A 21,925-nucleotide genomic window follows, 5' to 3' on the forward strand; every position below is an offset into this window, starting at 1 on the left:
GTCTCGCGACCGTATGAACCCGCCTTGTCAGCCGATCATGAACGCTCCCGCGTGGCGGGCGGCGAGCTGGGCGTCGTCGAACTGCAACCCGGCGACGAACTGCGCGTGATCGACGTGGAAGGGCTGCAACCGGCCGAGTTGCTCGCGCTGCACGCGACGCACGGCGGCTGCGCACTGGACGCGCTCGGGCTGACGGCGGACCCGCAGGCTACGTTCATCGCCGGGCTGCTGGAGCGCGCGCCGGCGCACATCGCACGACTCGGCCTGTCGCCGGACCGGTTGCCCGCGAGCGCCGCGCTGTGGCCGTCCGACACCCCCGCCGGCCACGCGCGCAGCTTCACCGCGCGCGAATCCGTCGTCGCGCTGATCGCGGCCCCGGGCGTGCACGCGCCGCTCGACGCGCCGGGCCGGCAGCCCACCGAACTCGAAATCGTCGTCCGGCGCGCGCAGCCGTCGGACAAGCCGCGCGCGCCCGAGCCGCTGGCCGAGCCGCTCGCGGACTTCGTGGTCCCGCCCGGCACCGCTATCGCCTACACCGTCAAGGCCGGCGAATATGTGCAGATCGTCGACGTGGCCGGACGCCAGTGCTCGGACTTCGTCGCGTTCGATCTCGCGGCGCTCGGACACGGCGAGGTCGTCGATCTCGACCCGACGGTCACGCGCACGCTCAACGGCAGCGCATACCCGGCCCCCGGTCTCTTTTCGCGCTTTTATGACCGCAACATGCAGCCGATGCTCGAAGTCGTGCGCGATACGGTCGGCCGGCACGATTCGTTCGCGCTCGCCTGCACCGCCCGGTACTACGACGCGCAGGGCTACCCCGGCCATGCCAATTGCAGCGACAACATCAGCGCCGCGCTCGAAGCGTTCGGCGTCCCGGCGCGTCCGGGATGGCCCGCGATCAACTTCTTTTTCAACACCGGCATCGACGCCGGCCAGCAGATCACGCTAGACGAGCCGTGGTCCCGGCCCGGCGACTATGTGCTGCTGCGCGCGCTGAAGGACCTCGTCTGCGTCAGCACGTCGTGTCCCGACGACATCGACCCGGCCAACGGCTGGAATCCGACCGACATCCAGGTTCGCACCTATTCGAGCAAGGAGCGCTTTTCCGTGTCCCTCGCCCTCCGATCCACGCCGGACGCGCCCGCGGTGCTGACCCGCGAATCCGGCTTTCACCCGCGCACCGCCGCGCTGACGAAACGCTTCACCGACTATCGCGGCTGGTGGCTGCCGACACAGTTCGAAGGCTACGGCCCGATCGACGAGTATTACGGCTGCCGCGAGCGCGCGGCGATCATGGACCTGTCCGCGCTGCGCAAGTTCGACGTGATCGGCCCCGACGCCGAGGCGCTGCTGCAATACTGCCTGACGCGCGACGTGCGCCGCCTCGCGGTCGGGCAGGTCGTGTATTCGGCCATGTGCTATCCGCACGGCGGCATGCTCGACGACGGCACGCTGATGCGCTTCGGCCCGGACAATTTCCGCTGGATCTGCGGCGAGGACTTCGCCGGCATCTGGCTGCGCGAGCAGGCGCAAAAACTCGGCATGAAGGTGTGGATCAAGTCGGCGTCCGCGCAGATTCACAACGTCGCGCTGCAAGGCCCGCAAAGCCGCGCGATCCTGCAACCGTTGATCTGGACGCCCGGCACCCAGCCGTCGCTCGACACGCTCGGCTGGTTCCGCTTCCTCGTCGGACGGCTCGACGGCTACGACGGCCATCCGGTGATCGTGAGCCGCACCGGCTACACCGGCGAACTCGGCTACGAGATCTGGTGCCATCCGGACCATGCGCCGGCCGTCTGGGATCGCGTGTGGGCCGCCGGCCAGCCGCACGGCCTCGTGCCGCTGGGTTTCGACGCGCTGGACACCCTGCGCATCGAAGCGGGCCTCGCGTTCGCCGGCCACGAATTCAGCGACGAGACCGATCCGTTCGAAGCGGGCATCGGCTTCTGCGTGCCGCTTAGGACCAAGACCGACGACTTCATCGGCCGCGACGCGTTGCTGCGGCGGAGCGCGCATCCGCAACGCAGGCTCGTCGGGCTGGAACTCGACGGCAACGAGCCGGCGGGCCACGGCGACTGCGTGCACGACGGCCGCGCGCAGATCGGCGTGGTGACCAGTGCAACCCGTTCGCCGCTGACCGGCAGGCAGGTCGCGCTGTGCCGGCTCGACGTCGGTTACGCCGAGGCCGGCACCGTCGTGCAGATCGGTAAGCTCGACGGGCAGCAGAAGCGCATCGATGCACGGGTGGCGGCGCCGATCTTCTACGATCCGGAGAAGGCTCGCGTGCGGAGTTGAACGGTCATGTCTTCGTTCCTGTTTACTGGATTTTTTTATCCACTATACTGGAACACATGGACGTGAACCTTCTCCTCGCGCGCCGCGTGCGCGCGCTGCGCGCCGAACGCGGGCTGTCGCTCGATGCGCTGGCCGAACGAAGCGGCGTCAGCCGCTCCGCGATCTCGCTGATCGAGCGCGGCGAAAGCAGCCCGACCGCCGCGGTGCTCGACCGCCTCGCGACGGCGCTCGGCGTCGCGCTCGCGTCGCTGTTCGACGCCGCGCCCGACGACGCGGCCCCCGACGCGCAACCGTCGCCGCTGTCGCGCGCCGCGACGCAGCCGGTGTGGACCGATCCCGAGTCGGGCTACACGCGCCGCAACCTGTCCGCATCCGCCGATTCGCCGCTGCAACTGGTCGAGGTGCGCTTCCCGGCCGGCCAGCGCGTCGCGTATGACACCGGCCCGCGCGACGTCGAGATCCATCAGCAGGTGTGGGTCATCGAAGGCGCGATGGAGCTGACCGTCGCCGGCACAACATGGCGGCTCGAAACCGGCGACTGCCTGTCGATGCGCGTCGATGCGCCGATCGTGTTCAGCAACCCCGGCCGCCGCGCGGCCCGTTATCTGGTCGCGCTGACCACCGTGCCGTCCGCGCGCCGCAGGAGACCCGCATGACCGACACCGTCACCGTGCGCCGGCTCGGCGCGAACGAAGCCGCCGCATGCGTCGATGCGCTCGCGGACGTGCTGATCGACTGCGTCGAAGGCGGCGCGTCGGTCAGCTTCATGCTGCCGCTGTCGCGCGAGCGCGCGCGTTCGTTCTGGCGCGGCGTCGCGGACGGCGTCGAACGCGGCGAGCGCATCCTGCTGGTCGCCGAGGAACCCGACGGCACGATCGTCGGCACGGTGCAATTGATCGTCGCGCAGCCGGAGAACCAGCCGCATCGCGCGGACGTCGCGAAAATGCTCGTGCATCGCCGCGCACGCAGGCGCGGAATCGCGCAGCAGTTGATGGCCGCCGTCGACGATATTGCGCGCGACGCGGGCAAGTCGGTGCTGGTGCTCGATACGGTCACCGGCGGCGACGCGGAGCGGCTGTACGCGCGCGCCGGCTGGCAGCGCGCGGGTACCGTGCCGGACTATGCGCTGCTGCCCGCCGGCGGATTCTGCGCGACGACGTTCTACTACCGGCAACTGTGAACCCCGGCGCGGCGCGTACTACACTGTGCGCGTCGCTCAACCCGAGGCCTCGCACGTGACCCACGCCACATCGCCCGCCGCCCTGCCCACGTTCTGGCGCGACGACGCACTGCCGTTCGTCGAGGCGCGCGCGATCGCCGACGGCCGCAAGGTCCGCTATGGCCGCCACGCGCACAGCACGTTCTCGATCGGCGCCGTGACCGGCGGTCACAGCACCTACCTGAACGGCCGCGCGCTCGAACACATCGGCGCGGGCGCGGTGGTCGTCATCAATCCGGACACCGTGCATGCGTGCAATCCGGCCGAATCCGCGCCGTGGGCGTACCGGATGTTCTACGTCGACGTCGACTGGCTCGCGTCGTTGCAGCACGAAACGGCCGAAGCAGATTCCGGCGCGCACCGCGAATTCCGCCCGTTCCGGACGACGTGGACGATGCGCGCCGACCTGTTCGCGGGACTGAACCAGCTGCATGCGCTGCTCACCGCCCCCGACGCGCGCACCGACACGCTGCGCGGCCACGGCGCGACGATCGGCTATTTCTCGACGCTGCTGCGCGCGCTGAATCCCGAGCCGTCGCCGCGCAGCGAGCCGAACCACCGCCTCGCGCGCGCAGCCGAATACATCGACGACAACTACACGCACGCGCTGAAGCTCGACGACATCTGCGCGGCCGCGAATCTGTCCGCGTCGTACCTGGTGCGCGCGTTCAAGGCGCGTTATGGGATGACGCCGCATGCGTACATGGTGAACCGGCGCATCGAATTCAGCCGCGCGCAGTTGCGGCGCGGCCATGCGATCGCCGACGTCGCGGCCGAAGCGGGTTTCGCGGACCAGGCGCATCTGCAACGCGCGTTCCGCCAGTTCGTCGCGGCGACGCCCGGTCAGTATCGCGGCTGAACGCGCCGCCCGCGCGCGCGATTGGAACGATTCACGCGATTCACGCAACAAGCAGATACACGCCGCTCGCCGCGAGCAGCAGCGCCATCGCGCGGTTCACGCAACGCACCCGCGCCGGCTCGCGCAATACGTGCCGCAGCGACGCGCCGGCCCACGCCCAGCAAGCGATCGACGCGAAGCAGACAACGAAGTAGATCGCCGCGAACTGCCACACGAGCACGCGTTCGCCGGACGTCGCGAACGCGCCCATCCCCGCGATCGACGCGAGCCAGGCTTTCGGGTTCAGCCATTGCATCGTCGCGCCGACCAGCATCGACGGGCCGTTGTCGCCGCCCGCATCGGCAAGCTGTCCGTCGTCGGCGGCAAGCCGGTATGCGACGTACAGCAGGAACGCGACGCCGGCCCACTGGATCGCATGCGTCAGCAGCGGCCAGCGCGTCAGCAGTTCGTGCAGGCCCAGCCCGATCAGCAACAGCAGCAGCACGAAACCGGCCGTCGCGCCGGTCACGTGCCGCAGGCTCGCGCGCAGCCCGTAACGCGCACCCGCGCCGAGCGCGATCAGGTTGACGGGGCCGGGGGTGATGGACGTGGCCAGCGCGAACGCGGCCATCGAAAGGGAATGACTCACAGGGGTCCTCTACGCTCGTTGCGATGAATCCGGCAATGAGCGTAGAGGACCGCCTGCGGGCGGTATTGAAGAAAATTGCCTAACGGCGCACGCGAACGCGCACGGCCTGACTCAGCCGGCGAGCTTGCGAAACGTCTCCAGCACCGCGTCGCCCTTGAACGGCTTCACGATCCAGCCCTTCACGCCGGCCGCCTTGCCGCGCTCCTTCATCGCCGGGCTGCTTTCCGTCGTCAGCATGATGACGTTCACCGACGTGTTCGCGAGTTCGCTGCGGATCTTCTCGACCATCGTGAGGCCATCCATGTTCGGCATGTTCACGTCGCTGACGACCAGCTTCACGCCCGGGTTCGAGCGCAGCTTCGCGAGGCCGTCCTTGCCGTCCACCGCCGTGTCCACGTCCAGCCCGTTGCGCCGCAGGAAGCCGGCGACTTCGTCGCGCACCGTGCTCGAATCGTCCACCACCAGAATCTTCGCCATTTGTGTTTCCTTTTGCGTCGTTCGCGACGCCTGCGTCAAAAGAGATCCAGTTCGCCGCTCGCGAGCGCGTCGTCGGCTGCGTCGTTCTCGTCGAAATCTTCCGGCGACCAGCTCAGGCTGAACACGAAACGCTGGTCGATCACGACGTCGCGGCCGGCCTCCACGTCGGACAGCCGGTAGCGGAAGCGCAGTTGCGGATTGTCGGAGCCGAACGAGATGTAGCGATGACGGTGATTGACGAGCAGCGGCACCTGCACGAGCGGCCGCGAGCCGGCGACCAGCGGCTCGCCGAGATAGCGGTTCTTGAACGCGCCCCACACGAGGTTCGTCAGTTCGCCGAGCACGCTGTTCAGTTCGCGGAAGTCGGCCTCGCTCATTTCGCCGGTCCCGTTCGCCTCGCCGGTCTCGCCGGCCCCGCGCTCGCGCGCCGCCACGCCACCGAGCATCGCGAGCAGCGGCTCCTCTTCGGCCTGCATCAGCATGTAGCCGCGGCACCACGAGCCTTCGAGCGGAATCAGGCTGAACACCTCGCCGAAGATGATCCGGTCGCGCACGATCGACGGCGGCTCGGTATCCACCGTGAGCGACGGGAACAGGCTGCTCAGCCGCGTCGTCGTGATCTCGATGATGCCGCTCACCAGCGAGTCCGGAAACCGGAGACCGAACACGTGCTCGTCGATCACGGAGCGCAGGCTTTCCGGATCGTTCGCGGCGTAGCTCGCGCGCAGCTTGCGCAGCGCGGCCGGCAGTTCGCCGGACTCGCGCTCGCCCGGCCGCTGCACGATCACCGGCAGTTCGGGGCGCAGCGCGCCGAGTTGCGCGGCGAGCGCGGCGCTGTCGGCCGGCGAGCCGCCATAGTCGCCCGCGAGCAGCACCGCGCCCAGGTCCGTATGCTCGGCGAGCGCGGTGGCGAGGTCTTCCCTGCGCACCGCGATGCCGATCAGGTTATGCTCGTCGCACAGGCGCGACAGCGACTGCATTTCGTCGTCGCGCGCGTCGAGCACGAGTATCTTGCTGACGAGCCGGCTCGTACTCATGATTCACTTCCTCCCCAACTTCGCGGCGCCACGAACGCCGCATCAAAAGAGTTCGAGTTCGCCGCCGCTGTCCGCCTCGACGGACTCGCCCGCGTCAAAATCGATCGGCGCGCTCGCGCATACGCACAACGTCGCGCCGACCCGCACCGCGCCGTTGATCGTCACGTCGTACCTCGCCACGTAGTTCGGCTTCAGCGTCACGAGATACGGCACGCACGCGCTGCTGAGCGCATACGGCGTCGACATCCCGAGATCGGCGAAATGCTGGACCAGTTGCTGGTTCATCGCGCCGCAACACAGGTTCGCGACTTCCATGAACGCCTCGGTCAGCGTGCGTTCGGCCTCGCCGACGTAGTAGTCGCGCATCGGCGCGTCGTCGTCGAAATGCAGCAGCAGCAGCAGGCGGAACTGCATCGACGAGATGGTCAGCACGACGACCTGCGCGTGCGGCGGAGGCTCGCCGCGCAACTCGACGACCTCGCACGGATCGCCGTCGCGCGCCGGCAGCCGCGAGCGCGCCGCGCCGGAGAAGATGCGGCCGAGGCTTTCCTTCGCGCGTTCGCTGATCACGTGCCGACCTGCCCGAACGCCGAGTGAAGCTGGTTCGCGAGCGCCTCGACGCTGGCGAGCGACGCGGCCATCATCTTGCCGCCCGCCTGGATGTCCTGGAACGTCGCGGCGGTCACCAGATCGTTGCGGTTCAGGCTGTCGCGATAGCTCTTCGACAATTCCTGCGAGCGCGACGCGAGCGAACGCACCTCGCTCGCGACGATCGAAAAGCCGCGGCCCGCCGCGCCCGCGCGCGCCGCCTCGATCGACGCGTTCAGCGACACGATCAGCACGTGACTCACGATCGACGACAGTTCGTGGTTCTTCTGGTGCATGTCGTGGTTCTGCGCCATCAGCGACGTCATCTGCTCGTGCCAGCGTTCGAACGTGTCCGCGAAGCGCCGCAGCCGCGCGGCTTCGTCCGCGATGCGCGACGCGCGCTGCAATGCGTCGCCGCTGCGCGCGAGCGCGCTTTCGAGTTCGCCGCGCAGTTCGTCGAGCCGCGCGTGCTGCTGCGCGAGATCGTCGCTGAGTTGCGCAGCCTGCCCGGCCAGCGCGTCGCGCTCGCGGCCCGCCGCGTCGAGCTGTTCGCGATGCAGCGTTTCGGCCCGCGCGAGCGCGTCGCGCTGCCCGGCCGCTTCGGCTTCGCGCTGCCGCGCGAGCCGCGCCTGCCCGCGTGCGTACCACCCTGCCGCGACGAGCGCCGCCAGCGCGACCGCCGCCCCCACCGCCATCCAGTACTGTGCTGCCACGCGTGATCTCCGGGTTACGGTCAGGCCAGCGTCTCGGCCTGCGACGCGCCGGCCGCGCGCACGGGCGCGGGTGCGAGACCCGCGGTGCCGACGGCCCAGCGGCCCGGCAGCGTCACGATCGTTTCGAAGCGGCGGTACGCCGCGCCGCGCTTGCCGTCCACGAAGTGCAGCGCGATGCGGCCGCCTTCGCGGGTGAGGAAGTCGCGCACCGCGTCCATGCCGACGCCGCGGCCGGACACGTCCGTCACCGCGCTCGCGGTCGAGAAGCCCGAACGGAAGATGAATTCCGCGACCTCTTCGTCGGCGATCTCCGCGTCCGCGTCGATCCAGCCGCGTTCGACCGCGATGCCGCGAATGCGCGCGAGCGCCAGGCCGCGGCCGTCGTCGCCGAGCGTGATCTGCAGCGTGCCGTCGCCGGACGCGACGTTCACGTCGAGCAGGATCGTGCCGGCCGAGGGTTTCGCGACCACCGCGCGCTCGTCCGGCTTTTCGATGCCGTGGTCGATCGAGTTGCGCAGCAGGTGCACGAACACGTTCGTCAGCGTCGGGCCGGCTTCGCTGCGCAGCCGGTAGCCGTGATCGTCGATCCGCACGACCGGCTCGGCCTTGCCCAGTTCCTTCGCGAGCGACGGCAGCGAATCCAGCACGCCGGACAGCATGTCGTCCACGCGCTCGGTGCCGAACAGGCGCAGCGTGTGGCGCACCGCCTCGCGCATGGCCTGCATCGACTTCAGGTCGCTGACGTCGGCGTGCTCGATCTGACGCAGGCTTGCGTCGATCGCCTCGCGCTCGACCGGCACGAAGCGGCTCGTGTCGAGCCCGGCCTGGCTCGCGGACTTGCGCCCGAGGCTCACCTCGTTGATCGTCGCGTAGTGCGTGAGCGCCTCCTTCACGCGCGCGAGATCGTCGATCAGCGCCTGCGGGTCCCACCCACCGTCGTCGAGCGGCTCGCCGCGGCGCAGCGCGTCGTAACGCTGCTCGGCCTCGTGCGCGACGCCAGTCAGATGCTGGAAGCGGTAGGTGCGCGCATTGCCCTTGATCGTGTGCATGTTGCGGAACAGTTCGGCGATCGCCGCGCTGTCCGGGCACGCGTCCTGGCTGATGATCCGCTCGTTCTGCTGGATGAAGCTGGTCGAGCTTTCGACGAAGTGATGGAACTTCTCTTCGCTGACCGACAGGATCTCGCCGATCATTTCGAGCTGGCGCTTCTGCTCGCCGGCCTCGGCGGCCAGTTCGCGCAGTTCGGTCACGTCGCGCACGCACAGCATCAGGCGCACGACGGTGTCGGTTTCGTCGGTGATCGCGGACCAGCTCAGGTCGAGGATCTTCTTGCGGCCGTCCGGCATGGTGCGCGTGATTTCGTTCACGAGCAGATGCTGGTTGAACGCGAAGTTGATGCTGTCCTCGCCGAGACACGCGTAGATCGCCGCGTCCACCTGCGACAGCGCGTTCGCGTCGAGGTCGGTGTGCGAGAACACGAGGTCCATCACCGGCTGGCCGGCGATCTCGTTCGTCTCGAAGATCGCTTCGAGGTACGCGGAGTATTCGGCGTGGATCTGCGCGCCGTCGACGATCGTCAGGATGCCCTGCTGCATGTTCTGCAGCATCGCCTGGATGTCGGCGGTCTTGCGCTTCAGTTGCGCGGAGCTTTGCTGGATCTTCTCGATCATCCCGTTGAACGCGACGATCGAATGGCCGATCTCGTCCATCCGGCCCACCGGCACGCGGCGCGTGAAGTCCTGGTTCGACGCGATCTCGCTCATCATCGACTGCATCCGCGTCAGCGGCTGCGTGATCTGGCGATACAGCAGGAGGCCGATCACCGTCAGCAGCAGCACCGCGCCGCCCGTCACGCCGGCGATCGCGCTCGTCGTCGTGGACAGCATGTCGTTCAGCGACTTGATCGCATCGTCCTTCTGGCGGTTCTTCTCGACGCGCAGCGTGGTGACGATGCCTTCGAGTTCGTCGCGGTACTGCGCGACGTTCGCGAACAGGAACGCCTGGGCCATCTCGTTCTTGCCCTCGGCCTTCATCTTCGCGGTGTCCGCGATCGCCGAGAAGTAGTTCGCGAGGCTTTCGCGCGCCTGCGCGACGAGGCCGACCTGCGCGTGGCTCGCGGCCGCGCTGCCCTGCACGTCGAGCGCGTCGCTGAGCGTCTTCTGCTTCGCCTTCAGTTCGTCCTGCGCCTGCGAAACCATGTTCACGTCCGGCGCGTAGACGAGCGTCATCGTCGCGAGCTGTACGTCCTTCAGTTGGGAGACAAGATCGGCGGAAGCCAGTGCGCTCGGCACGACCCCCTGAGTGACCGAGCGAACTTCCGTTGCGCTGCGGCGGGTCTGATAGACCGCGTAACCCCCGATGGACATCAATGCGACGAACATCAGGACGACCAATAACGTGATGCGATGACGGATGGTCATGTGTAACTCCCCGTACCCGGCCCCACCGGGCGAACATTCTCGACAACCTTGTTCGCGCGCGCCTTCGGCAGACCGGATCATTTATTCGAGTCGAGATTATTGACGGCGGAGTATGACCGGTAGATGAACAAATGATCCTGTCACGATCAGCGGCGCGCGACGCCGCGACGCATGCCGGATTTGTGATGGGGCAATCACATTTTTTCATTTTCCACGACGAAACACCGGGGATTGGCCGCATCGGGCGAACAATCGCAGCGGCTTAAACGATTGCAGCGGTGGCGTTCCTGCGTAATGCGCGCATTATCGGCAGGCGATTCGCTACGGTCTCCGAAAATAGAACGGTTATCCGTTTGTTCGATATTCGACTTTCATGCGTGACATGCAAGGTTCGGTCTTTATTCGATGGAAAAGCTGTCACAGGACGCGATGGCCGTCATTATTATTTTTTTCCCGGTGCAGATTTGATCTCGATGCAACACTGCTTCGGTGAAGCGGAAATCGAGCGGGACGGAAGCAGCCATGTGACTGGCTCCGGTCGGCGTCAGCTTCGCCATGGAGCCGCTTTTCAATCGTTCGGATGGCGAAGCGAATAGACCGTCACGAAAAGGGAAAGCACGCATCCCGACACAACCCGGACCCAGGCAACCGGCGCCCATTCCAGCCGTTCCCGACCCCGCGCCATATCGCAGTAAAATCATCGACGCCATGCGGCCAGCCAGCCGCCACCGACCACCCGACAAAGAACCACCGATGCCTCAATTCGTCGGAGTGACGGGCCTTCCGCGCGCGGGCTCCACTCTGCTGTGCCAGCTGCTCGCGCAGCACCCGGACATCCATTGCGAAGGACACAGCTCGCCGCTATGCAACATGCTGGTCGGCATCCGCCGCATGGTCAGCGACGATTCGTTTTTCCTGTCGCAGCTCGATCATTCGTTCGAGCGCAGCTACGCGCATCTGGCGGCGTCGATGCGCAGTTTCCTGCGCGGCTGGTATCACGACTGCACGCAAAGCGTCGTCGTGGACAAGAATCGCGGCTGGCTTCAGACCGTCGAACTGCTCCTGAACCTGGAACCGGACGCGAAGCTCATCGTGTGCGTTCGCGAACTCGGGCAGGTGTACGGCTCGATCGAGGCGCAGCACCAGCGCACGATCCTGCTCGACTTCATCGACCGGCTGGCCGATTACGACCGCCTCGGCCGCGCCGACATGCTGTTCGCGAAGGACAAGACGATCGGCATGCCGCTGGTCGGTCTGCACGCGATACCGGACCTGCCCGCGGCCGCGCGCGAGCGGCTCTACGTGCTGCGCTTCGAGGATCTGATGGCGCAGCCGGCTGCGTGCATGTCGCATCTGTTCGCGTGGCTCGGCATGGCGCCGTTCGAGATCGCGCCCGAGCAGCTCGACGTCGGGCCGCACGAGAGCGACAGCCACTACCGGATGAAGTACCCGCACCGGCGCTCGCCGCGCATCGCGCCGCCGGCCCAACACGAGATTCCGGCGCGCATCCAGCGGCAGATCGAGAGTGCGTATGCGTGGTTCTACGAGCGTTATTACCCGCAGCACCCGCGCGGCGCCGATGCCGCCGCAAAGGACGCGAAGCGATAAGCCCGGGCGGACCCAACGTCGTCCGGCAGACGTCCGCCGTCGGCCGCGCGCAGCCCGCAACGGACATCGCGGCGCGGTGTTCTGGCTGACCGCGCTGCCCGGAGCGGGGAAATCGACGATCGCGTATGCGACGGACAAGCGGCTGTACGACGTCGGCATGCGGGCCGCCGTGCTCGACGGCGGCAACATGCGGCTCGGCCTGTGCGCGGACCTCGGCTTCTCGATCGGCGATCGCCACGAGAATGTCCGCCGCATCGCGAAGGCGGCGGCCCTGCTGCCCGATCAGCGGATCATCGTGCTCGCGGCGCTCGTCTCGCCGACGCGGGCCGCGCGCGAACTCGCGCGGCAGCGCATCTCGCCCGCCGACTGCTTCGAGGTCTACAGCGACTGCCCGTTGCCGGTGTGCCAGCGGCGCGATCCGAAGGGACTTATGCGAAGGCGCAGCGCGGCGCGCTGGCCGAATTCACCGATGTGTCGTCGCCGTACGAGCCGCCGACCGCGCCGGCGCTCGCGCTCGATACCGCGCGCGACGCGCCGGACGATTCGTCCGACGCGCTGACCCGCTTCATCATCCGGACCGGCCGGCCCGCGACATGAGACGCGGGCCGGCGCGGGGGCCGGCCTCAGAACCCCTTCGCGAGCGTGAACCACGCGCGCGCGGACGCAGTGCTGCCCGCGAGTTCCGGACGCCCGCCGACCGGCACCGCCAGCGACGCGCTCGCGCTCAGGTTGTACGGCCCGATCCAGTTGACGCCGACCCCGACGCCGCCGAGATTCGCGCTGTTCGACCCGCCCGCGAATACGTGGCGGTTCACCGCGACGTGCGCCGCATCGACGAACGCGACCGCCTGCCACTGGCCGATCGGCGTCGTCGCGAACGAGTGGCGCAACTCGGCGGTGAACAGGTAGCCGGTGTCGGCGGAGATCGCGTCGGTATCGTATGCGCGTACCGAGGTCGGGCCGCCCGCGATGAGCCGCTGCGACGAATCGAGGTTCGCCGACGACCACTGGCCCGACACGCTCACGTACAGCGTGTCGCTGGCGCTGAGCCCCTGCAGCCGCGTGACGCCGAGGTTCCACTTCGAGAAACCGCCCTGGGTGTCCGCGCTGCCCGCGTCGCTCGACTCCGCGTCCGCGTTGCCGAAGCTCACGTGACCGTAGGTCCAGCTCGCGTTCCACAGCGTCACCGCACCCGCGAGCAGACTGTCGCGCACGTCGCCGGACAGGGCCGCCGTCACGTTGTCCAGATGGCGTTTCGTGCGGATGCCGGCGGTGTCGATGTCGTCGTCGAGCATCAGGTGGTCGTAACCGAGCTGCCCGTACACGTTGAGGTTGCGGCTGCGCACGAACGGATGCTTCGCCCACACGCTCGCGACCTGCGCGTCGCCGCTCGCGCCGAGCGGCGACAGGTCGCCGCCGAGCCGGTAGCGCAGCGCCGAATACGAAACCCCGGCGCGCGTGCCCGCGCCGTTGAGCAGCGCGTCGTACGACACGCGCCCGTAGTTCATGTCGCGGCCCGACGTGAGCCCGCTCACGCTGAACACGTCGCCCAGATGCAGCGGGTTGATCACGTTGACCGCCGCGCCGAACCGCGCGCGGCCGGTCGCCCGGTCGCCGCTGTTGTCGACGTTCGCGCTGCCCGTCACCAGCGGCTGCGGCGACGTGCCGACGACGAGGTCCGACGTGCCGACCTGCGCGCCGGGCTTCAGCGTCGCGGTGACGCCGAGGCCGGGAATGTCGGAAAGCAGCAGCAGGCTGCGGTCCAGATCCGCGTCGGTCACGACCGCGCCCGACTGCAGGCCGCCGAGCGTCGCATTCAGCAGGCGGTCGCTCACGCGGCTGCCGTTGTTCAGCACGACGCTGCCGAAGCGCGCCTCGATCACGTCGATGCGCACCGTGCCGCCCTGGATGGTCTGCTGCGGAACGATCGCGCGCGCCAGCGGGAAGCCGTGCGCGTGATAGTAGTCGGTGATGCGCCGCGCGAGGTCGCCCAGTTCGGGCAGCGTGAGTTTTTTCCCTTCGGCGTCCGCGACGAGCGCGTGCAGCACCGGCGTCGCGATCGACGTGTTGCCCGCGATCTCGACGTGCTCGACGGGGAACGCGGTGCTCGGCGGCAGCGCGCCGGCGGCGGGCCGCTCGATCGTGAGGCCGGTGTCGTTCGACGGCGCGACCGGCGCGGCCGGCGGCTGCGCCTGCTGGAGCAGCGTACCGGCGCCCGGCAGCGCGGGGCCGGCGGCATAGGACGCGAAGGACGGCAGCACCCCCGCCAGGGCGAGCAGGACCGGCCTCAGCGCGATGCGTGTTGCAACCTGGTGTTTCATAAATAAGTGCTTGTGCTTGTTGTTATTGGAGGCCGACCACCATCTCCGGCAGATTGACGCCGAAGTTCTGGATTTGCAGCGTGCCGTTGTTGCCGATCGAGAACGTCGCGGTGGGCGGCGGCGGCGCACTCGGCCCCGGCGTCACAGTCATGGACGGAGCGGCGGCTACCAGCGCCGGCACGATCGTCGGCGCTGGCACGTAGCCGAACTGACCGGCGCTGAAGTTCGCCCCCACCGGGACGAGCAGTTGAGCGATCGCGTTGGTCAGCGCGGGCGGCAGCGCGGCGACCGGCATCAGCGTCAGCGCCGTCGCGTTGGACGCGGCCTGCGTGAACACGTAGTTCTGCGCGCTCAGGCCGCGGCCGTCGACTGCATAGCTGCCGGGCTGGTTCCCCGCAGCCGTCGTCCAGTTCAGCGTGCCCGACGTCGCGCCGGCCTGCGTGTCGCCGCCGACGAAGCCGGTCACCGTGCCGGACAGGTTGAACGACCTTGCGCCCACGGTCTGGGTCGTCGGGGCGGCCGTGTAGGTCAGCGTCGCCGGGGTGATGCTGGCGGCGAGGCCGGTCGGCTGTTGCAGCACGTAGTTGCCGGCATCCGTGCCCGCCAGCGTATCGCTCGCCGTCACGCCGATGTTGCTGCCGGCGTTCTTCGTCGCGAAGCTGCCCGACTGCGACAGCGTCACCGCGTCGCCGCCGATCACGCCCGACAGCGCGCCGCCGTTCAACGTCGCCGACGTCGTGCCGTCATAGACCTTGCCCGCGACCGTCGTGCCGCTGACCGTCAGCGTCGCCGGGGTGATGTTGGCTGCGAGGCCGGTCGGCTGTTGCAGCACGTAGTTGCCCGCGTCCGCACCCGACAGGGCGTCGGCCGTCGTTATCGCGACGTTGGCGCCGACGTTCTTCGTCGTGAACGTGCCTGATTGAGACAGCGCCACGGCGTCGCCGCCGATCACGCCCGACAGCGCGCCGCCGTTCAACGTCGCCGACGTCGTGCCGTCATAGACCTTGCCCGCGACCGTCGTGCCGCTGACCGTCAGCGTCGCCGGGGTGATGTTGCCTGCGAGGCCGATCGGCTGTTGCAGCACGTAGTTGCCGGCATCCGCACCCGACAGCGCATCGGCCGTCGTTACCGCGATGTTGGTGCCGACGTTCTTCGTCGCGAAGGTGCCCGATTGAGACAGCGCCACGGCGTCCGAACCGAATAGACCCGACAGCGAGCCACCGTTCAACGTCGCCGACGTCGTGCCGTCGTACACCTTGTCCGCGACCGTCGTGCCGCTCACCGTCAGCGTCGCCGGCGTGATGTTGCCGGACAGATGCGCAGGCTGTTGCAGCACGTAATTGCCGGCATCCGTGCCAGCCAGCGTATCGCTCGCCGTCACGCCGATGTTGCTGCCCACGTTCTTCGTCGCGAAGCTGCCCGATTGCGACAGCGCCACGGCGTCGCCGCCGATCACGCCGGACAGCGCGCCGCCATTCAACGTCGCCGACGTCGTGCCGTCGTAGACCTTGCCCGCGACCGTCGTGCCGCTGACCGTCAGCGTCGCTGGGGTGATGTTGCCTGCGAGGCCGGTCGGCTGTTGCAGCACGTAGTTGCCCGCATCCGCGCCCGATAGGGCGTCGGCCGTCGTCACCGCGATGCCATTGCCGACATTCTTCGTCGCGAAGCTGCCCGATTGCGACAGCGTCACCGCATCCGAACCAAACAGACCCGACAGCGCGCCGCCGCTCAACGTCGCCGACGTCGTACCGTCGTAGACCTTGTCGGCCACGGTCGCACCGCTCACCGTCAGCGTCGCCGGCGTGATGTTGCCGGACAGATGCGCAGGCTGTTGCAGCACGTAATTGCCGGCATCCGTGCCCGCCAGCGTATCGCTCGCCGTCACGCCGATGTTGCTGCCGACGTTCTTCGTTGCGAAAGTGCCCGACTGCGACAGCGTCACCGCGTCGCCGCCGATCACGCCCGACAGCGCGCCGCCGTTCAGCGTCGCCGACGTCGTGCCGTCGTACACCTTGCCCGCGACCGTCGTGCCGCCCACCGTCAGCGTCGCCGGCGTGATGTTGCCGGACAGATGCGCAGGCTGTTGCAGCACGTAATTGCCGGCATCCGTGCCAGCCAGCGTATCGCTCGCCGTCACGCCGATGTTGCTGCCCACGTTCTTCGTCGCGAAGTCGCCCGACTGCGACAGCGTCACCGCGTCGTCGCCCACCACGCCCGACAGCAAACCGCCGCTCAGCGTCGCCGACGTCGTGCCGTCGTACACCTTGCCGGCCGCCGTCGTGCCGCTCACCGTCAGCGTCTTCGGCGTGATGCTGCCGGTCGGATCCGCGCCCTGCGCGAACGTGTAGTCGTCCGCCTTCGCGCCGGTCAGCGCCAGCGTCACGCCGATGTTGTTGCCCGCGTTCGCCGACGCGAAGTTGCCGGTCAACGCGACGTCGTCCGAGCCCACCACGCCCGTGAGCGCGCTGCCGGTCAACGTGACGGCCGTGGTGCCGTCGTAGGTCTTCGTCGCCGTGCCGGCCGTCACCGTCAACGTCTTCGGATCGATCGTCAGCGTGCCGCCCTGATAGACGATGATGTAACCCTGCTGGTTCGAATAGAGGCCGCCTGCCGTGATCGTATAGCCGCCGGCGCTGACGTCGGTCGCGCCCTGCGACGTGCCGCTGTAGCCGAGCGTGCCGAGCAGGTTGTCGGCGTTGGGCGTGACCGAATAGGTGACGCCGTTGCCGCCCGAGTAGCCGATGCCGTCGTAGGTCTTGTGCGCGTCGTTCGCGGTAACGACCAATGTCGTCATGAACGAGCGCAGCAGCGGATTGGTGTAGCCGTCGTACATCACCCACGTGCTGGCGAAGTCCCAGCCCGCGCCGGCGTAGCTCGACTGGGTCTGCATCTGCTGCGTGGTCAGGCCGACGCCGCCAGCTGCTGACGTAGCCTGCCCCGAAGTATCGGTGTTCCAGAAGCTGCCGGTCACGGTTCCGAAACCCGAGCCGATCAGGCCGCCGACAGAGCCGGCACTACCGCCATTGACCGCTCCAGTCGAATAGCTGTTGCTGACCGTTCCGTAGTTCACGCCAATCAGGCCGCCGGCAACGTCCACACTGTCGACATTGACCGCTCCAGTCGAATAGCTGTTGCTGACGATGCTGTCGTTATAGCCGGCGAGGCCGCCGACATTCCCGCCACCGTTGACGCCAGCATCGGCGCTGACACTGCCCGTCGCATAACTGTTGCTGAGCGGCCCCTCGTTGACGCCGACCAGCCCGCCGATGTACGCATAATAGTAATAGTCGTTGGTCCGGCTGTTGCCGGCGGAGACACTGCCCGTCGCATAGCTGTTAGCGATCGAGCCGCCGTTATACCCCACGAGACCGCCGACATACATTTCGTCGCCGAAAATATCGTTGCTGCTGTCAGCCGTGCCTCCCGCCACGCTAGCCGTCGAATGGCTGCCGACGATCGTGCCGACATTCTCTCCCACCAGGCCACCGATCATTCCCTCGTTCGCGCTAGTGACGCTGCCGGTCACATAGCTGTTCACGATCGTGCCTTCATTGATGCCGACGAGGCCGCCAATGTAGTTGTAGTCGTAATCGATATCCGTATTGTCCGCGCCAACGGAAACGCTCGCACCGGTCAGTCCGACATCGCGAACCACTCCGCCACTGCCCACCATGCCGAAGAGTCCGATGCCCAAAGAACTGGCATTGGTGGCGGAAACGTCGATGGCGAGTCCGTTGATCACATGCCCCAAACCTTCGAAGCTGCCGGTAAAACTCCCGGAGCCGGAGTTGTTCCCTATCGGCGCGAACCCCGCCCCGCCGTTCCACCCCGCCGTGCTGCTCGCATCGATGTCGCCGCCGAGCGCATAGTTGCCCGCGAGATTCCCATTGATCCCCTGCAGGTCGGTGCCGGTCACGCTGCCCTGGCTGCCGAGGCTCGTGATCACCGTGTACTGCACGACCGCGCCGTCGCTGCCCAGCTGCGTGCTGAAGTTGTTCCCGGCCTGCAGGTTCACCGGCGCGTTCACGTTGTACGTCGCCGTGTTGCCCGCGCTCACCGCGCCGAGTCCGTATTGCAACGCGAGCTTCCCGTTCGCGCTGGTCGCCGTGATGCTCTGGTTGATGGTGATGTTGCGTTGCGCGCTCAACGTCAGCGTCGTCGCGGCGTCCCACGACACGGCGTCGTTGATGTTGATGTCGCCGCTGCCGGCGCTCGCGCCGGCCGTGCTCTGCACCTGGAAGTTGTTGTTTTCGAGCGCCGCGCCGAGCGCCGCGCCCGTCATGTCGCCGCCGCTCGCGGCCACCGTGAAGTCGGTCGGATCGATCAGCCACGAGCCGGTCACGCCGTCCGCCGCGTGCGTCGTCACGCGCGCGCCGGCCGCCACCTTGACCGACGCCGCGCTGGACTCGATCGCGCCGCCGTTGCCGCCCGTGGGCGCGCTCGCGTCCAGCGTGCCGCCGACGTTCACCGTCCCCGCCGTCATGCCGCCGAGCAGCGTGATCGAGCCGTCGTGGTCCTCGACCGTGCGCGCCTCGACGACGCCCGTGTTGTTCACCACGCTCGCGAGCAGCGCGTCCTTCGCGCCGGCCGTCATCACGACCGTGCCGCCGTCCGCCTGGATCAGGCCGCCGTTCGCCGCGAGATTGTCCAGCGTGCTGCGATCCACCTGCATGCCGACGAGGCTGCTGCCGTCGAAATTCAGCGTGATCGCGCTGCCCGCGCCGAGGCCCACGGTGCCGAGCCGCGCGACGATCGTCCCTTCGTTGCCGACGTGATTGCCGAGCAGCGCGACGTAGCCGCCGTCCGCCGCCGTGATGACGCCCTGGTTGACCACGCTGCCGGTGCCGTTGCCGCTGAACGACCGGCGGCCGCCCGCGAGGCTCGCGTCGTCGACGTCCAGCGTCGAGGCCACGAGGCCGCCGACGTTGACCTGCGCGCCCTTGCCGAACAGGATGCCGTTCGGGTTGATCAGGTACACCTGGCCGTTGGCGTTCAGATGCCCGAGGATGCGCGTGCCGCTCGTGTCGAAGATGCGGTTGACCGCGATCGCCGATGCCGACGGCTGCCGGAAGTTCACCGTTTCCTGCGAGCCGACGTTGAAGCTGCTCCAGTTCAACGACACGTTCTGGCTCGACTGCGTGATCGTCGTCGTATGGCCCGCACTGCTGATCTGCGCGCTGCCGGACACCACCTGGCCGCCGGTCGGCGCCGCATGCGCCGCGACCGCGGACAGCGACAACGCCGCGACCGCCAGCTTGCGCCCCGTCCCCTTCGTTCTCCCCCGCGCGGTCTCGGGAACCGCTACCCAACTGCTGAAGACCTGGTTCCACACCAGTCTGTATGCGTGGTTCATTCGTATTTTGCCCCGACGTTTTTATGTCAATTCCCTGACTCCGCTAACGGTGAGCAACCCCAAAACCTTTAATTAATTTACAAATAACCGTCGAAAACGTTTGCGCAAACGAGCAATAGCGCGGTCTTATTAAGCGAGTGCTTATTCATCGAAGGAATTTGCCGCCGGGACGCCGTTTTCCGGGCCTTCGCGCGAAACGTCGGCGACGGAAAATCGGCATCGAATAAACCAGCAGCGTGCGGAAAATGCTCAAAAAAACGACATTGATCGGGAGCAATTAATTGCGGAAGCAACTTCGCGCCGTTCGCGCCGAATAAGACCCGGAAAATCCCCTTCGCGGTTATTCCATCGCCCCATTCAACCTTCGAGCGCCGGCGCCGCGCCGCCTGCCGTGTCGCCCGACGCGGCCCGGCTCCACCGCACCGTCGCGAGCAGCGATGCAACGACGATCAGCGCGCCGCCGAGCCATGCGGACACCGGCAGACGCTCGCCCAGCCACACGCACGCGAACAGCGCGCCGAATGCCGGCTCGCTGCCCATCAGCAGCGCGACGCGCGTCGCGCTGCTGCGGCTCACCGCGTAGTTCTGCACGAAGAACGCGAACAGCGTGCAGGCGATCACGAGATACAGCACGCTCGCCCAGAACGCCCCATGCGCGCCGAACGACGGCAGCGGTTGCCACTGCGCGGGCGCGAACAGCAACGCGACGGCCACGCTGCCGAACGACACGACGCCCGCCTGCACGGCGGTCACCGCCAGCGGCTTCAACGCGGGATCGCGCATCACGCGTTTCGTCACGCACACGTTCAGCGCGCGCAGCAGCGCGGCGAGCAGCACCAGCGCGTCGCCGCGGTTCGGCACGAACGCGCCGCCGCTCAGCAGCCACGCGCCCGCGAGCGACAGCGCGACCGCGCCCCACTCGACGCGCGTCGGCCGCCGCTGCAACACCGCCCATTCGACGAGCGGCGTCAGCACGACGCACAGGCTGATCAGGAACGCGGCGTTCGACGCCTGCGTGAGCATCACGCCGAACGTCTCGCAGACGAAAATGCCGAACAGCAGCACACCCGCGCCGAACACGCCGGCCAGCGAGCGCCGCCGCGCGTCGCGCAGCGCGCGCAGCGACGGCGACAGCAGCACGAACGTCAGGCCGAAGCGCAGCGCCAGCAGCCCGAGCACCGGATAAAACGCGAGCGCGTGCTTGACGACGCCGTAACTCGTCCCCCACACCAGCGCCACCGCGAGCAGCAGCAGATCGGACGCGCGCAGCAACTGCGCCTGTTTTTTCGACATTGCACACCTCTTCGATCGGGAATGCGGCTATTGTCCGGTGTTGCGCGTGCCGCGATAATCGGGTCCACGCGCACAGCTTCGATGTCGCGAATGCACAGATCGGCCGCGAAAACACCCACGATGCGCCCACGATGAATCCCACCGAACTCTTCGCGCTGCTGCCCGACATGGCGACGTTCGCGCGCGTCGTCGACGCGGGCAATTTCTCGCTCGCCGCGCGCCAGCTAGGCAGCACGCCATCGACGGTCAGCCGGCAGATCAAGCGGCTCGAAGAAGCGCTCGGCACGCGTCTGCTCGAACGCTCGACGCGCCAGGTCCGCGTGACCGAATCGGGTGCGGAGGTCTATCGCTACTGCCGGGACATGGTCGGCGCGGCGGCGGAAGCGGTCGACGCGGCGGGGCAACTGGCGGGCAAGCCGCAGGGACGCGTGAGTCTTGGCGCGCCGACCGCGTATGCGAAGACGGTGATCCATCCGCTGATCCCGGATTTCCTGCGCGAATACACCGACGTGGACGTGCAACTGATGTTCACCGACCGCGACGTCGATCCGCTGCGCGACGGCATCGACGTCGTGATCCGGCCGACGCGCACGCCGCCGCCCGGCCTCGCGGGCCGGCAGCTCGGTTCGGTGCGCTGGCTGCTGTGCGCGTCGCCCGCGTATCTGCACGCGCGCGGCACGCCGGGCGCGCCGCGCGATCTCGCGCAGCACGACTGCCTCTATCTCGGGGAAACCGCCGACGACAACCGCTGGCGTCTGATGCGCGGCGCGCAGACCCAAACGGTCGAGGTGAAAGGCCGCTACGCCGCCAATCACGCGGGCGCGCGGCTCGAAGCGGCGTTGCAGGACTGGGGGATCGCGAGCCTGCCCGACTTCGCGGCCACCGATGCGTTAAAGCGCGGCGAACTGGTTCAGGTGCTCGCGGACTGGACGTTCGAAGCGCGCGCGTACATGGGGCCGGTGTGGCTGCTGTATCCGCCGAACCGTTTCCTGCCGCCGAAGGTGCGCGTGCTGATCGACTATCTCGCGCGCCGCCTCGGCGACGTAAAAACCGCGCAAGACGCAAAGGCCGCGCGCTGACGCGGCCACCCGTTCACGATCGCGAAGCGCGT

17 protein-coding genes are annotated in these 21,925 nt (G+C 68.0%); 7 read left to right on the plus strand and 10 right to left on the minus strand.

Annotation, left to right across the window (positions count from 1 at the left end; all coding sequences use genetic code 11):
- Positions 1-24 precede the first annotated feature (24 nt).
- From BLV92_RS21355 to BLV92_RS21370, 4 genes are read left to right on the plus strand one after another with little or no spacing between them, the layout of a single operon-like run.
- Entirely contained in the window at positions 25-2,298 is a 2,274-nt protein-coding gene (locus BLV92_RS21355; RefSeq protein WP_244283881.1) for a trimethylamine N-oxide demethylase, read from the plus strand.
- Positions 2,299-2,354: 56 nt separating this feature from the next.
- Positions 2,355-2,954 carry a helix-turn-helix domain-containing protein gene (locus BLV92_RS21360; protein WP_090548476.1) on the plus strand — a complete coding sequence of 200 codons (600 nt, stop codon included), beginning with the start codon at positions 2,355-2,357 and terminating at the stop codon, positions 2,952-2,954.
- On the plus strand, positions 2,951-3,478 hold the full coding sequence (locus BLV92_RS21365; RefSeq protein WP_090548482.1) for a GNAT family N-acetyltransferase: 528 nt from the start codon (positions 2,951-2,953) through the stop codon (positions 3,476-3,478). Before BLV92_RS21360 ends, BLV92_RS21365 begins: the two co-directional genes overlap by 4 nt.
- 55 nt (positions 3,479-3,533) lie before the next feature.
- The gene (locus BLV92_RS21370) at positions 3,534-4,376 is read left to right on the plus strand and encodes a helix-turn-helix transcriptional regulator (RefSeq protein ID WP_244283882.1); all 843 of its coding nucleotides are present in this window, start codon (positions 3,534-3,536) and stop codon (positions 4,374-4,376) included.
- Between the two features lie 40 nt (positions 4,377-4,416).
- Here BLV92_RS21370 and BLV92_RS21375 read toward each other — a convergent pair whose 3' ends face one another.
- From BLV92_RS21375 to BLV92_RS31705, 7 genes are all read right to left on the minus strand, one after another.
- Entirely contained in the window at positions 4,417-5,004 is a 588-nt protein-coding gene (locus BLV92_RS21375; protein ID WP_090548488.1) for a LysE family translocator, read from the minus strand.
- Positions 5,005-5,115: 111 nt separating this feature from the next.
- Entirely contained in the window at positions 5,116-5,481 is a 366-nt protein-coding gene (locus BLV92_RS21380) for a response regulator (protein WP_090548490.1), read from the minus strand.
- Between the two features lie 35 nt (positions 5,482-5,516).
- Positions 5,517-6,518 (minus strand): chemotaxis protein CheX, encoded by a 1,002-nt coding sequence (locus BLV92_RS21385; RefSeq protein WP_090548492.1) that lies wholly within the window; start codon positions 6,516-6,518, stop codon positions 5,517-5,519.
- 42 nt (positions 6,519-6,560) lie between these two features.
- Positions 6,561-7,088: a hypothetical protein gene (locus BLV92_RS21390; RefSeq protein ID WP_090548494.1), complete on the minus strand. Its 528-nt coding sequence runs from the start codon at positions 7,086-7,088 to the stop codon at positions 6,561-6,563.
- On the minus strand, positions 7,085-7,819 hold the full coding sequence (locus tag BLV92_RS21395) for a methyl-accepting chemotaxis protein (RefSeq protein WP_243844088.1): 735 nt from the start codon (positions 7,817-7,819) through the stop codon (positions 7,085-7,087). Before BLV92_RS21395 ends, BLV92_RS21390 begins: the two co-directional genes overlap by 4 nt.
- 20 nt (positions 7,820-7,839) lie before the next feature.
- Positions 7,840-10,239: a HAMP domain-containing protein gene (locus BLV92_RS21400; RefSeq protein WP_090548508.1), complete on the minus strand. Its 2,400-nt coding sequence runs from the start codon at positions 10,237-10,239 to the stop codon at positions 7,840-7,842.
- Between the two features lie 398 nt (positions 10,240-10,637).
- Positions 10,638-10,949, minus strand: a complete 312-nt coding sequence (locus tag BLV92_RS31705; protein WP_143040710.1) for a hypothetical protein — start codon at positions 10,947-10,949, stop codon at positions 10,638-10,640.
- A 43-nt stretch (positions 10,950-10,992) separates the two neighbouring features.
- Between BLV92_RS31705 and BLV92_RS21405 the strand changes: the two genes are divergently transcribed.
- Both BLV92_RS21405 and cysC read left to right on the plus strand, forming a co-directional pair.
- Entirely contained in the window at positions 10,993-11,847 is an 855-nt protein-coding gene (locus BLV92_RS21405; RefSeq protein WP_090548510.1) for a sulfotransferase family protein, read from the plus strand.
- Positions 11,819-12,406 carry an adenylyl-sulfate kinase gene (gene cysC, locus BLV92_RS21410; RefSeq protein ID WP_177197993.1) on the plus strand — a complete coding sequence of 196 codons (588 nt, stop codon included), beginning with the start codon at positions 11,819-11,821 and terminating at the stop codon, positions 12,404-12,406. Before BLV92_RS21405 ends, cysC begins: the two co-directional genes overlap by 29 nt.
- 64 nt (positions 12,407-12,470) lie before the next feature.
- Here cysC and BLV92_RS21415 read toward each other — a convergent pair whose 3' ends face one another.
- The 3 genes from BLV92_RS21415 to BLV92_RS21425 all read right to left on the minus strand — a co-directional run bounded on the left by BLV92_RS21415 (position 12,471) and on the right by BLV92_RS21425 (position 20,814).
- Positions 12,471-14,168 carry a ShlB/FhaC/HecB family hemolysin secretion/activation protein gene (locus BLV92_RS21415; RefSeq protein WP_090548523.1) on the minus strand — a complete coding sequence of 566 codons (1,698 nt, stop codon included), beginning with the start codon at positions 14,166-14,168 and terminating at the stop codon, positions 12,471-12,473.
- Between the two features lie 22 nt (positions 14,169-14,190).
- Entirely contained in the window at positions 14,191-19,521 is a 5,331-nt protein-coding gene (locus tag BLV92_RS21420) for a YDG domain-containing protein (protein ID WP_090548524.1), read from the minus strand.
- A 357-nt stretch (positions 19,522-19,878) separates the two neighbouring features.
- Positions 19,879-20,814: a DMT family transporter gene (locus BLV92_RS21425; protein ID WP_090548526.1), complete on the minus strand. Its 936-nt coding sequence runs from the start codon at positions 20,812-20,814 to the stop codon at positions 19,879-19,881.
- 131 nt (positions 20,815-20,945) lie between these two features.
- Here BLV92_RS21425 and BLV92_RS21430 point away from each other — a divergent pair, with 131 nt between their 5' ends.
- A complete protein-coding gene (locus BLV92_RS21430) occupies positions 20,946-21,893 on the plus strand; it encodes a LysR family transcriptional regulator (RefSeq protein WP_090548529.1) in 948 nt (315 codons plus the stop codon).
- Positions 21,894-21,925: the final 32 nt, after the last annotated feature.

Origin of the sequence: Paraburkholderia caballeronis, from assembly GCF_900104845.1 — a bacterium.
In the GTDB taxonomy this organism is placed as follows: Bacteria; Pseudomonadota; Gammaproteobacteria; order Burkholderiales; family Burkholderiaceae; genus Paraburkholderia; species Paraburkholderia caballeronis.